Annotated in this window: 11 protein-coding genes and 1 tRNA gene; 8 read left to right on the top strand and 4 right to left on the bottom strand. The window is 65.2% G+C overall.

Features of this window, described 5'->3' with window-relative positions; genetic code table 11:
* From Q8P38_10700 to Q8P38_10690, 3 genes are all read left to right on the top strand, one after another.
* On the top strand, positions 1-769 hold a 769-nt coding region (locus tag Q8P38_10700), incomplete at its 5' end, for a hypothetical protein (GenBank protein MDP4015070.1).
* Between the two features lie 8 nt (positions 770-777).
* Complete coding sequence (locus tag Q8P38_10695) at positions 778-1,251, top strand: hypothetical protein (GenBank protein ID MDP4015069.1); 474 nt, start codon at positions 778-780, stop codon at positions 1,249-1,251.
* Between the two features lie 469 nt (positions 1,252-1,720).
* Positions 1,721-2,062 carry a hypothetical protein gene (locus Q8P38_10690; protein ID MDP4015068.1) on the top strand — a complete coding sequence of 114 codons (342 nt, stop codon included), beginning with the start codon at positions 1,721-1,723 and terminating at the stop codon, positions 2,060-2,062.
* A gap of 266 nt (positions 2,063-2,328) precedes the next feature.
* On the opposite strand, the gene Q8P38_10685 is transcribed toward Q8P38_10690, so the two are convergent.
* The 3 genes from Q8P38_10685 to Q8P38_10675 form a co-directional block, all read right to left on the bottom strand.
* The gene (locus Q8P38_10685) at positions 2,329-2,982 is read right to left on the bottom strand and encodes a TetR/AcrR family transcriptional regulator (GenBank protein ID MDP4015067.1); all 654 of its coding nucleotides are present in this window, start codon (positions 2,980-2,982) and stop codon (positions 2,329-2,331) included.
* A 531-nt stretch (positions 2,983-3,513) separates the two neighbouring features.
* Positions 3,514-5,145 carry an MDR family MFS transporter gene (locus tag Q8P38_10680; protein MDP4015066.1) on the bottom strand — a complete coding sequence of 544 codons (1,632 nt, stop codon included), beginning with the start codon at positions 5,143-5,145 and terminating at the stop codon, positions 3,514-3,516.
* A complete protein-coding gene (locus tag Q8P38_10675) occupies positions 5,142-5,621 on the bottom strand; it encodes a MarR family transcriptional regulator (protein MDP4015065.1) in 480 nt (159 codons plus the stop codon). The genes Q8P38_10680 and Q8P38_10675 overlap by 4 nt, the downstream gene beginning before the upstream one ends.
* A gap of 1,059 nt (positions 5,622-6,680) precedes the next feature.
* Between Q8P38_10675 and Q8P38_10670 the strand changes: the two genes are divergently transcribed.
* Both Q8P38_10670 and Q8P38_10665 read left to right on the top strand, forming a co-directional pair.
* On the top strand, positions 6,681-7,700 hold the full coding sequence (locus Q8P38_10670) for a helix-turn-helix domain-containing protein (protein MDP4015064.1): 1,020 nt from the start codon (positions 6,681-6,683) through the stop codon (positions 7,698-7,700).
* Complete coding sequence (locus Q8P38_10665) at positions 7,675-8,442, top strand: hypothetical protein (protein ID MDP4015063.1); 768 nt, start codon at positions 7,675-7,677, stop codon at positions 8,440-8,442. The genes Q8P38_10670 and Q8P38_10665 overlap by 26 nt, the downstream gene beginning before the upstream one ends.
* Positions 8,443-8,520: 78 nt before the next feature.
* On the opposite strand, the gene Q8P38_10660 is transcribed toward Q8P38_10665, so the two are convergent.
* Positions 8,521-9,570 carry an alpha/beta hydrolase gene (locus Q8P38_10660; GenBank protein ID MDP4015062.1) on the bottom strand — a complete coding sequence of 350 codons (1,050 nt, stop codon included), beginning with the start codon at positions 9,568-9,570 and terminating at the stop codon, positions 8,521-8,523.
* A 129-nt stretch (positions 9,571-9,699) separates the two neighbouring features.
* On the opposite strand from Q8P38_10660, the gene Q8P38_10655 reads away from it, so the two are divergent.
* From Q8P38_10655 to Q8P38_10645, 3 genes are all read left to right on the top strand, one after another.
* A tRNA-Gln gene (locus Q8P38_10655) sits at positions 9,700-9,770 on the top strand.
* A 72-nt stretch (positions 9,771-9,842) separates the two neighbouring features.
* Positions 9,843-11,327, top strand: coding sequence for a bifunctional UDP-N-acetylglucosamine diphosphorylase/glucosamine-1-phosphate N-acetyltransferase GlmU (gene glmU, locus Q8P38_10650; protein MDP4015061.1), 1,485 nt, complete (start codon positions 9,843-9,845; stop codon positions 11,325-11,327).
* The gene (locus tag Q8P38_10645) at positions 11,327-12,328 is read left to right on the top strand and encodes a ribose-phosphate diphosphokinase (protein ID MDP4015060.1); all 1,002 of its coding nucleotides are present in this window, start codon (positions 11,327-11,329) and stop codon (positions 12,326-12,328) included. The genes glmU and Q8P38_10645 overlap by 1 nt, the downstream gene beginning before the upstream one ends.
* The last annotated feature ends 111 nt before the right edge of the window (positions 12,329-12,439 follow it).

Here is a 12,439-nt window from a genome sequence, read left to right as displayed (position 1 = left end):
GAACGCCTACAACGCGGTCACAAGCTGGTTCAGTGGCGATGATGGTCAGGGCCAGCGCACCGCGCGTGGTAATCGTTCACCAGTATCTGGGGTGTCGGGGAGAGTCAAGCTTGGGGTCGTCAAGCCTGTCGTCCCCGAGGGCCAGGGGTTCTCCCGCTGCGCCGGTGTGTCGTACTGCGTGGACCTTGAGCCCGCTGAAGCCAATGCCGTGTGGGAGGGGACGGTGAACGTGGTCGCCGAGGTAGTCGGCGTCAACGACGCCAAGCGTTGCGCGAGCGGTGAGGGCATCGGATACTGTGCGCTGGCGGCCACGATCGTCATCCCCGGCCTGGGCAAGGTCGTCGGCAAAGGCATCCAACTGCTCGGCAAGCTCGCCGGCAAAGGCATCGACGCGGTACGAACCTGGCGCGCGCCCCGCTTTGTGGGCAACGCGGCTGGTGATCTGCTTGACACGGCGCGGGTCACGGTTCCGAGCGGCAAGCCTGGCTACCTCCTGAAGGATCCAGCGAAGGCGGGGATCTTCGCTGACCGCTTGGGCTTCGATGAACCAGGGATGGATGCTGCGCTCCGAAGTCACCTCACTTCGAACTTCGGTAGCGCCTCGAGCTCCGTTCCAATGTTGAATGGCACAGGGCAGCAGATCGGTACCAAGTTCCTTGTGCGTGGTCCGATGACCGGTCCTAGCGGAAGGACGTTCGACATCACCGCATCGTGGGGTGTCGATTACGACGGCGCGGTCAGATTCATCACTGCGTTCCCAACGAATTGAGGCTGGTCGTGGAAACAGAGACGATTTTCGTCGCTGGCTGTCGCTGGTTTCGAGTGTGTGTGGCCGATGGAGGGGAGTCGCTTCGCGCAACGGTCACCGTCGCGATGGATGGCAGGCACGAGTGGACCTACGAAGAGCCATCTTGGCGACCGATCGCGTTCGGGTTCGGAGCCGAGTCCTCCTACTTGTGGTCGGCCCGTGAGCTGATTCGTCTCCCGCGACTTCAGAGCGATGAGCCCGTTGTTGAGGTCAGCACGGACGAAGATTTGATCTTCGTTTTCGAGCACGCTGGCGGCTGGGTGCTGGTGTGTGAGACTTCAGTGCGCCGCGTGCTCGGGGGTGAGCAGACCGGAAGGTGGGAGTTGCCTGAGGTCGCTGTCCGAGCCGTGTGGCGCGGTGAAGCGCTGGCCGTGCTGGACGAGGCGGGTGAGGAAGCACTACTGCGGGTTGACGGACCAGACCTCGTGCCGGTGATGCCGTAGTTCTGGCCCGTTCAGATGGCTTGGCCGCGGGGGATTGGCGGGCTTGGTGGCGGAGGAGTGCGCCTTCGATGAAGGCAGCGACGCGGTCTTGCTTGTCGGGTGTGAATTGGTAGACAGTTTCGAGCTTGAGCCGCAGCGTCGGGTTCCGAGGGCCGTGTTCGTCGGGGTCCGACGCGGCCCTCGCGTCGCTGAAAGATCAGCCCACCGTGACGGCATCATCCTCAGCCAGCCTGGCGGTCAACACTAGGGCCGCAGATGGCGCGCCGATCCGGTCGGTTGATGCCAATGGGCGGACTACGGGGTTTGGTTATGACAGTTTGGGTCGGACACACCTCAAGGAGGCGAAACCATGGGTGGAATCGAGCAGCTACCGCCGCCGACCGGGCCACCGCTTTCAGCGCCACCGGAATCAGAGCAGATTCGAAGGCGTGCTAGGAATTCTCGGGCGGCCATCTGGACCACGTTGGTCATGAGCGCGTTGCTGTTGGTGTTCTTCCTTGTGACCGCTGGCGCGACCGGGTCGTACGCGGCGGCTGTGAGCGCTGGACGCGGCTCCGCAGATGTTGTGCTCACCGCTTTGGTGATGTTGGCAGTGAGTCGATATGGCTACTCGGGCCTGCCTTGGCCAAGATTCGCGGTCGTCATCGTCACGATCGTGACGTATGTGTTGGTATTGGGGTTCATGTTCAATTTGGGTTCATCGGGGCGGAAGACTTCGATGTCGGGAACTCACGACACGCCCTCCTCGATGAGTCCGGAAATGGGCTCTGGAGTGTGTCAAGGATTCTGGACACGTTCTCGAAGTTGTTGATCCGCTGAGCCGCCCCGGGTTCCGTGCACACCTGGTCATGGGTGAACGGCCGGTCGGCCGTCGCTCAAAGTGTGTGTTTTGGTACGCGTCTAGGCCTCGAAACTTCGGGCTAGCGACGGCGGCGTGGCTGGCGTCGACATGACTCATCCGGGCTGCCAGCTCGGCGAAAGCGCGCTTGCGAATCGGGTCCAGGTCAGGCCGCTCTTGGCGCCACTCGGCGGTGATGCGGTCAACCTCGTAGCGTGCTGCCGACCCAGCGCTCGCGGTCATGTTTCGGGCGCTGACAGTCGCGGCTTCTGCTCTAGATGGCCGAGCCCGTTCCAGGCCAGGTTGACCAGGTGCGCGACGACCTCCCGCTTCTTCGGGCGCCGCGCGTCGAGCCACCACTGTCCCGTCAGCGCCACCATGCCGACGAGCATCTGTGCGTACATCTGCGAGTGCTTCGGGTTGAATCCGCGTTCGCGGAACTGCTCCGCCAAGATGTGGTCGACCTGCGCGGCGACGTCCAGGATCAAGCTGGCGAAACTCCCGGTGCTCACCGACACCGGCGAGTCCCGGACCAGGATCCGGAAGCCGTCGGTGTCAGTTTCGATGTAGTCCAGCAGAGCGAGCCCAGCCTGCTCCAGGAGCTGCTTGGGGTGACCGGCCGTCAAGGCGCTGGTGATCGTGTCCAGGAGCGTGTTCATCTCGCGGTCAACGATCACCGCGTAGAGGCCCTCCTTGCCGCCGAAGTGCTCGTACACGACGGGCTTGGAAACCTGCGCTTCGGCTGCGATCTCTTCCACGCTCACGGTCTCGTAGCCCTTCTGGGCGAACAGGTGCCGGGCGACCGTGATCAGCTGCTCGCGGCGCTGCTGGCCGCTCATCCGGACTCGGGTGCGCGCTGGCCGGTAGGCGGCGGGGTCAGGGCTGTCGGTCACAGTCGCAGACTACGGCTTGGTCGTTGCGCTCTCCCGCAGCCGCCAGTTCGTCGACTTGTTCGTTCGCCGGACAATCGTTGTGATCCTGCGGCTGGCTTAGCCCGGTTTCGTGGTTTCCGCGTCGTTTGGGAGTGTGCTCGGCGTCTGAATCCGTGAAGAACTTCCCCCGTCTCATTACCCAACCGAATCGGGTGGTCTCGGAAGGATCAACGAGACGAAGGGTTGGGTTTCGTGACTGGGACAGTGTCGGGTGGCTCCCGCAAGCGGCGGCGGTTGATGACGGCTCAGAAGTGCGACGTGCACGTGTCGGTGTTGACCGGGCGGTGCGCCAAGGGGAATCCGACTGGTTCGAAGGCTTGGGTGGATGAAACGGGCAAGGGCCGCATGGCTGGGATCAGGGTATCGCCGCAATCGACCCCCACAGTCAGATGTTGAGAGACCGCCAGCCCACGCATTTCCGAAGAGCCTCATTGGCTCAGGCGCACTTATCAGCGCACCCCGCAGCGGCGTCAGACCTGCGGTGCCACTTGGCTACTCGAAGCTCGGCATGGGTACGGCGGCGTCCTCGGCCAGTTCCTCAGTCAGTGTCGGCCCGTGGCCCTTGCGCAGCGGAACCTCCTTCAGGAACCACGCCAGCACGAAGGCGATCACGATGATCGGCACGGCAAACAGGAACGTGTCGCCGATCGCGTTGGCCATAGCGGTCAGAACGCTGTCGTGGATTGTCGGCGGCAGTGAGTCGATCTGGCCCACCGACGACGTGATCTGGTTGGCAGCCCCGTTGAACTGGGCCGCGAGATCCGGTGGCACTGCGTCCGTGATTTCCTGGGCCAGCGCAGCAGTGAACACCGCGCCCATGACCGCGGTACCGAAGGAGGCGCCGATCGACCGGAAGAAAGTGGACGCGCTCGTTGCCGCGCCCATCTGACGTGGGTCGATGTTGTTCTGAACGGCGATGATCAGCACCTGCATCACGTTGCCCAAACCAGATCCGAGGATGAACGCGGCAAGCGCGATGTACCAATATCCCGTCGTGGCAGTAACCAGCGAAAGCATGGAAACGCCGATCCCGGCCAACGCTGTGCCGATGATCGGAAAGACCTTGTACCTTCCCGTTCGGCTGATCAGCCGACCGCTGAGAACCGAAGTCGACAGCAGCCCGACCATCAACGGCAGCAGTTGCAGGCCCGCGACGGTCGGTGTCGCGCCGCGCACAACCTGCAGGTACAGCGGCAGATACACGATCGCTCCGAACATCGCGAAACCGACGACGAAACCGATCGCGGACGCAATCCGCATCACCGGCAGCCGGAACATCGACAACGGCACTATCGGCTCCGGATGACGCAGCTCCTGCCAGATGAACAGGGCGGCCGTGATCAGGCTGCCGATTGCCAAGCCGATGATGGTGGATGATCCCCACGGGTAGCGCTGGCCGCCCCACACCGCAACGAGCAGTAGCGTTACCACGGCCGCGACCAGGAGGCCGGCCCCGAGCCAGTCGATCTTGTGCTGCTTCTTATGCGCGGGAATGTGCAAAACCGCGCCGAGGATCACGAACGCCGCGATTCCCAGGGGGACGTTGACGTAGAAGACCCATCGCCAGCTGAGGTGTTGAGTGAACAGGCCGCCCAGAAGCGGGCCCACCACGCTGGCGATTCCGAAGACACCGCCGAAGAGCCCTCCGTACTTCCCGCGGTCGCGCGGCGGCACGATGTCGGCGATCACCGCCAGGATCAACACCATGAGGCCGCCAGCCCCGAGGCCCTGGATCGAGCGAGTGGTGATCAACTGCCCCATGTTCTGAGACAGGCCGGCCAGGATCGAGCCGAGAACGAAGATCACGACGGCGGACTGCAGCATCAGTTTCCGGCCGTACAGGTCGGACAGCTTGCCCCAGATCGGAGTGCTCGCAGTCGAGGCGAGCAGGTACGCCGTGACGACCCACGACAGTTCGTTCAGCCCGCCGAGGTCCGAAGTGATGGTCGGAAGCGCCGTCGCCACGATCGTCTGATCCAGGGCCGCCAGCAGCATCGTCAGCATCAGCGCGCACAGGATCAGCCATAACCGGCGGGGGGTCATGACGCCCTGGCTGGTCATGACGCCCTGGCTGGTCGTGACGCCCTGGCTGGTCGTGACGGTGGCGTTGTCCTGAGCGCTCACGCGAGGCTCCGTCGCTTCAGCTCGACCTGCTCGTTCATGTCGTGGGACAACCTGATGAGCAGGTTGAAGAGGCTCTCCTTGTCGGCCGCGCTCCATTCCCGCAGCGCCGGAGTGATCGCGGCTGCCCGGTTTTCGAGCATGGCGCGCAGCAGGTCGGCGCCCTCTGCTGTCAGTTCGAGCACGCAAGCCCGCCCGTCGTCGGGGTCAGGCGAACGCCCTACGAGCCTTTGCCGCTCCAAAGCCGCCGCGTGCCGACTGGCCGTGGAAATATCCAGATGCGCCTCGCGAGCGACTTCACCAAGGCGCGACGGGCCGAGCTCGCTCAGCGCTGACACGAGCTTGATCGCGCCGATGTCAATGTTGTCGTGGGGAGACAACACGTGAGAAGCCCTGAGGATCTTGAACATGGCCAGGAGGCCGCGTGATTCCAGGCTCTCATTAAGTGCCCGAGCTGAACCCTTTGTTGCTTGCACCATACAACTAAGCATAGGACATCCCGTGCGGCCAAACTAATTCCCCGGACCCGGACCACTGAGTCCGCGCCGCGTCCGCGCCGCGTCCGCCGGAGCAGGCGACGGCCGAACAGGCCCCGGGGACTCTCGTCGCCGCAGGCGCGCGGGCGATGAGGCCAGCGAGAATACTGGGGACGTTCACGGCGCAACGCCACGCGTCGCCGACCAGTGGAGAGGATGCCGTGCTGCCGCCTGCCTGCCCCGCCCCTTTGGTTCTGCCCAAAGTGCGGCGCCCCCCTCGTGTCGAGGAACCTGGCGCACTCCTGCGTGACCATGGCGATCGAGGATGCGTTCGCCCAGTCAGAGCCCAACGTCCTGGAGACATTCAGCCGGTTCGCACAGGTCACGGCGGAGGAGGGCACCAAGCGAAAGGCCCGGATTCGCGTCATCCCCCAGAAGACCCGGGTTGTCATGGTCGCCCGAGTCCGGTTCGCCGGGGGCAGTCCCGCAAGAGAGTCTTTCTCGCGAATTTCGCGCTGCGGCGCCGACTGGACGATTCGCGCATCTCGCGAATCAATGACCACGGCCCGAGGTGGCAGGCGCATCAGCTGCCCCTTGCGTCGCCCGACGGCGTTGACGATCAAGTCCGCCAGTGGCTGGCCGAGAGCATCGGGGTCGGATTGCAGGACTACCTCTACGAATGGGTGCCCGGCTCGCTGGACTAGGCCGGTCACGATCACTGGCCGAGCGGCCCTGCCAAGAGCCCCGCCTACGGCACGGGAAGTCAGGGTGTTGGATGTCGAGCCTCGGCCAAGATCCTGTGGCGCGAACTGTGCGATCACCTGGGTAGCTACCGGCGCCGGGGTCATCTGCGCAGGCGCACGGCTCGCTGCCCATCAACGTATAGCAAACTCTAGCGGCGTCTACGGGAAACGCTAGACAGGCAGATTGGCGCCCCTTGACCCGCTTCAGCGGTGGAGGTGAGTCGCGTTCGGACTAGTCCCGGGGCTAGCTATGGCGTCCGTTCGCGTCATGTTCGGCGTTCGGTATTGACCGAACACAGAACGCCTGAGAGAGTGATGCATGGACACCGAAGGCCTCGTGGTTGACGCTTTCGCGCAGTTGGGCATCGCAACCCAGTTGAGCCCGGGCGCCCTCGACCGAGCAGAGTTCGATCTGGTGCTGGATCCGGACGGTGTCAGAGCCGCGATTCACGTGAAACGTCGCTCGCTGGTTACCGAAGATGTGGCCGATCATCTTCTCTCCGAGATCCTGCCGACTGATGCCGCCCTTCTCGTCGCGGCCGACAGAGTAACTGGCGCGGCACGCAAGGCGCTCACCTCGCGTCGCGGCGGCTACTTCGACTTGCGAGGAAGGTTGGCGCTCCGCACGGACCGCCTGGTGATCGACGCGGAGGTTGAGCCGGTAGGAGAGCGTGCCATTCGGACGGAGGCACTCAGTGGCAAAGCCGGGCTGGAAGTCGCTACGGCGCTCTTGCTAGAGCCAGAGCGCGCCACGGCCGTGCGTGAGTTGGCCCGCGTCTTGGGGCGATCCCCGAGCACTGTCTCCGACATTCTTGCCGCTCTCCGGCGGAGTGGCCTGGTTGACGCCAAGAACGCTGTCGCGGGTGCCGACCTGTTTTGGAGGGTCGCTGACCGCTGGCCTGTGCGGCGCACCAACCTCGCCCGGCTCCCTACCCCCGGCGACGCTGCCCTGGCCAAGGCCCTGCGACTGGGTCTGGAGGATGTTGAGCACGAGTCAGGGTGGGCGTTGACCGACTCCGCTGCCGCAGTGGCCTATGGTGCGCCACTGGCGCTTCGCTCTGATCAGGCACTCGACTTCTTCGTGACCGACGAGTCGGTCGTCCGGCGCGCAGCCAGCCTCCTTGGTGCAGCAGGCTTCGCCGCGCGGGCGAGGGCGACCGTGCGCGTGGCTCCCGTGTCCACAGTTGTACGGGACCGAGTGGACCTTGAGAGGGATGATGTCGAGTGGCCACTCGCCCATCCGTTGTTCGTCGCGCTCGATCTCGCGCAGGACGTCGGTCGGGGCCGGGAGATCCTGGACGCCTGGACACCCGATGATCGCTGGACTCGTGTCTGGTAGCCGCGTGACATTCCTGGGCGACGCGATGGCCGCACTCGTCCAAGGTGTCGTGGAGGCGTCCGCTCTTATCGGCCAGCCGCCCGTCATCGTGGGTGGGCTCGCGGTCCAGTCGCGCCTGTCGAGCCCGTATCGCGCCACAGTCGATCTAGACGTCGTAGACCGGATGCGGGGTGAGTTGTCTCAACTCGAACTACTTCGCGCCGCTGCTGGAGCCAAGCCTGTCGAGCCGACGGCCGTCCTCTTGCCCACCCAGTGGGGGGCCGTGAGGGTCGACGTGCTTGAAGTCCGCCAGGTTGAGCTCGACCGGCCCAGTGACGATCCAGGCGATCGTCTCTACGCGGCTGCCCACGCGTGGGCGCACGACTCCGCGACCGACCTAACAATCGAGGTGATTCGCTCGGGCGGACAGCTAGTGGAGGTCACGACGCCTGTCGCCGAACCGGGACCTCTGATCGCCATGAAGCTTCAGGCCGTCATGAACCGTTCTGCCGACAAGCAAGGAACTGACCTGCTCGACATCGTGCGTCTAACTTTCGACGGGGCAACCCGCCCGGCGGCCCTATCGCAGGTTGGCGCCGTCGACGCCTCTGTCGCTCGTGACATCGCACTCCACGTCGACCTGTGGCTCGTGCGCCGACGCGCCCAAGCGCTCGCGTCGATACGGGCGGCCGGAGGTGGCGAGATCTCGAACGATGACATTGATCTTGCGGCGGAGCTTCTCCTCGCAGCTGCGGCTCGCTGAGACGTCGAGGTTCTGTCGCGCGAGAAGCGGTCAGACGAGCACAGGCCATGGTGCTTGCGGAGACGACCCGCCCCCCACTCACACGAGCTGATTCAGGATCATGTCGCTCATCGTGCGGCCGATCTCGCGGACTCGCGCCACGCCGCCAGGCAGTACCCCCATCCCGAAGAACCCGTGCGTCATCGACGGGTAATGCCTATGCGTCACGGTGACCCCGGCGTCGCGCATTCGTTCCGCGTACTCGATGCCCTCATCTCGCAGAGGATCGAAGCCGGCGGTCCACACGGCCGCTGGGGCCAGGCCGGATAGGTCCTCGGCCATCGCTGGTGCAGCCCTGGGGTCGAGGATCTGTTCGGGCTCACGAATGTAGTTGTCGCGGAACCATTCCATGTCGGCCAGCGTCAGGAAGAACCCCTCACCGAACAGCGCCACTGAGCGAGTGTTCAACCGCAGGTCGACCGCTGGGTAGACAAGGCCCTGCGCGATTGGCGGTGGGAAGCCCTCGTCCCGGGCCGTCTGTGCGACCACAGTGGCGAAGTTTCCGCCGCTGCTGTCGCCGATTACGGCGACGGCGCCGGGGATGATCGATAGGGGGCGGCAGTTCTGGCTGACCCAGCGGAACGCGGCGATCGCATCTTCCAGTCCGGCGGGGAAGGGGTTCTCCGGTGCGCGGCGGTAGTCGACAGATATGACTGAGCACCCACTAGCGGCAGCCAGCTCGCGGCAACCGCCGTCGTGGGTGTTCAGGTCACCGAGCGCCCAGCCGCCGCCGTGGTAATACACCAGCCCCGGCCGCCGGACGTAGCCGCGACCGGTGCGGTAGATCCTGATCCGGATCGGCCGCTCGGGTCCAGGGATCGTTCGCTGAAGGACTCTGACGTCTCTGCGCAACGGCATGGTGAGCTGGGTCGACTGATTCAGGCGCGCCCGGCGCTGCCGAACCGTCGCACCCTCCAAGTCGGCCATTCCCGAGCGGTTTCCGATGTACAGCATGGCCTGCAGAGAGCGGTCCAGGGTGTTGCCGTCGATCGTGATCGGCGGGCCGATGACCCTCGCCTTCCAGCCGTCCGGGGACGCCACGAGCCGCCTGTTCATGCCCACGACGGCGTTGATGAGCGATTCGTTCACGCGTCGCGCCTCGCCGGGACAGGCGGTTGACTACTCATGGTTGGTCCTCCAGCACCAAGGATAACCTTGGGCCGACCGGCGTCCGGATGCGAAGATTGCTGTCAGCGGCCCGCTCTGGCGCGGGTCCATTCCGCCGTAGGGTAATGGCAGCCCGACAGCCTTTGAAGCTGTAAGTCCAGGATCGAGACCTGGCGGCGGAGCTACCTTGGCTCGGTCGTGGCCGGTCGCGGCGGTATTCTGCCCGTGCATCGATCGCGCGTTCCGGAGGACAGATGACGCTTCCCGGCGGAACCTCGCCAGCAGAGCCGCTGGAGATCGCGCCGTCGGCCGTCATCGTGCTCGCTGCCGGCGAGGGAACTCGCATGAAGTCCGGTACCGCGAAGGTCCTCCATGAGATCTGCGGGCGCTCGCTGGTCGGGCATGTGATCGCGGCCGTGGAACAGCTTCGGCCGGGCAAGACCGTCGTCGTTATCGGCCACCAGCGCGATCGAGTCGCCGCTCATCTCGCTGAGGAGTGGCCCGAAGTCCTGCCCGTGGTCCAGGCGGAGCAGAACGGCACCGGCCACGCTGTCCGGATGGCGCTGCGACAGATGGACGCCGAGGACATCGATTGGAGCGGCGGCCCGGTCGTTGTCGTGTCCGGGGACTCGCCGCTGCTGAAGCCGGCCACGCTGCGGTTGTTGGTCAACGAGCAGGTGAATACCGGCGCGGCGGTGACCGTGCTCAGCGCCGTGGTCGCCGACCCGTCAGGCTACGGGCGCGTGATCCGGGCTGGCGATGGATCCCTGACAGCCATCGTGGAGGATCGCGACGCCGACGTCGGCACCCTGGCGATCGACGAAGTTAACAGCGCCATGTACTCATTCGACCCGGAGTTCCTGCGCAGCGCCATCAGCCGGCTTTCCACCAAGAACGCGCAGGGCGAGGAGTACTTGCCGGATCTCGTGGCGATCGCCAGGCACGACGGACTGCGAGTCTCAGCGATCGCGGCGGCCGACGCCGCGGACATCACCGGCGTGAACGACCGAGCGCAAATGGCCCAAGCCGCCGCCGTCTTGCGAAGCCGGATCAACGAGGCGTGGATGGCCCAGGGTGTGACGATGACCGACCCGGCCCGCACCTACGTCGACGTCACTGTCGAGCTGGAAGCCGACGCCACCCTGGAGCCAGGCGTGATCCTGCGAGGCTCGACCAAGGTCGGCGCGGGGGCTATCGTCGGGCCGGACTGCACGCTGGTGGACACCGTCGTCGAGTCCGGGGCTCACGTGAACCGCGTCCATGCTGTTGGCGCGGCGATCGGGCCGCGAGCCGAAGTCGGGCCGTTCACGTTCCTGCGCCCGGGCGCGCGGATCGAGCAAGGCGCCAAGGCTGGCGCGTACGTGGAGATCAAGAACGCGGTCATCGGGCCGGGCGCGAAGGTTCCTCACCTGACCTACGTCGGCGACGCGACCATCGGAGCCGGAACCAACATCGGCGCCGCGACGATCTTCGTCAACTACGACGGAGTCGACAAGCACCACACCACGGTCGGGCGGGATGTGCGTATTGGCAGCGACACGATGCTGGTCGCGCCATTGACGATCGGCGACGGCGCGTACACAGCCGCCGGATCGGTTATCACCGAAGACGTTCCCGCAGGCGCCCTGGCTGTGGCCCGGGGGCGTCAGCGCAATATCGAAGGCTGGGTGGAGAAACGTCGGCCGGGGAGTCCGGCTGCGGAAGCGGCGCGAGGTTCGGACGAGGAAGTGGAACCCTGATGGTTGATCACAGCGATGGCATAACCCTCGCGGCCAACAAGCGGCTCCTGCTGACCGCTGGAAGATCCCACCCGGATTTGGCGAACGCCGTGGCCGCTGAGCTGGGCACCGAACTCAGTCCCGTGTCGGCCTACGACTTCGCCAACGGAGAGATCTTCGTAAGGTTCGAGGAGTCTGTACGCGGCTGCGATGTGTTCATCCTCCAGAGCCACACGACACCGATCAACCAGTGGATCATGGAACAGTTGATCATGGTGGATGCCGCCAAGCGGGCTTCCGCCAGGCGCGTCACCGTCGTGGCCCCCTTCCTGGGATACGCCCGTCAGGACAAGAAGCACAGGGGTCGCGAGCCAATCACCGCCCGCCTCATGATGGACATGTTCCAAGCCGCTGGCGCCGATCGGATCATGACTTTGGACTTGCACACGTCGCAGATCCAAGGATTCCTGAACGGACCGGTAGACCATCTGTTCGCCCTGCCGTACCTCGCCGACCACGTGAGGCGCAACTACGACCCGGCGAACATCACCGTGGTGTCTCCGGACGCGGGCCGAGTGCGCGTGGCTGAGAGGTGGACTGACGTGCTCGGAACGCCCCTGGCGATCATCCACAAGCGCCGCGACCCGGATGTTCCCAACCAGTCGAAGGTTCTGGAGGTCGTTGGTGATGTCCGCGACCGGCTGTGCGTCGTAGTGGACGACATGATCGACACCGGGGGCACTATCGCGAAGGCGGCCGAGGCTCTGTTCGATACCGGAGCACGGGACGTGGTTGTGGCCGCGACTCACGGCATCCTGAGTGACCCGGCGGCTGAGCGGCTGGCTGCGTCCGGGATCGCCGAAGTGATCGTGACCGACACGCTCCCGATCGCCGATGACCAGCGCTTCGAGCAGCTCACGATCTTGTCGATCGCCCCGCTCGTGGCCAAGGCAATCCACGAGGTGTTCACCGACGGGTCGGTCACGAGCATGTTCGAGCTGAGCAAGGCTGACATCACCTGAGGACGCGTGAGTCGGATCGGGCGGCGCCGTGTCACAGCCAGTCGCCGGCGGTTTGGGGTGCGCGCGAGGCCGGGCCTACACTGGGCGAGCCTCGGCGAGGGCGCGGAAAGC

It is taken from the genome of Candidatus Nanopelagicales bacterium (assembly GCA_030700225.1).
Taxonomy (GTDB): domain Bacteria; phylum Actinomycetota; class Actinomycetes; order S36-B12.
Note: the sequence above shows the minus strand (reverse complement) of the source record. Positions and strands in the feature narration are given on the sequence as shown.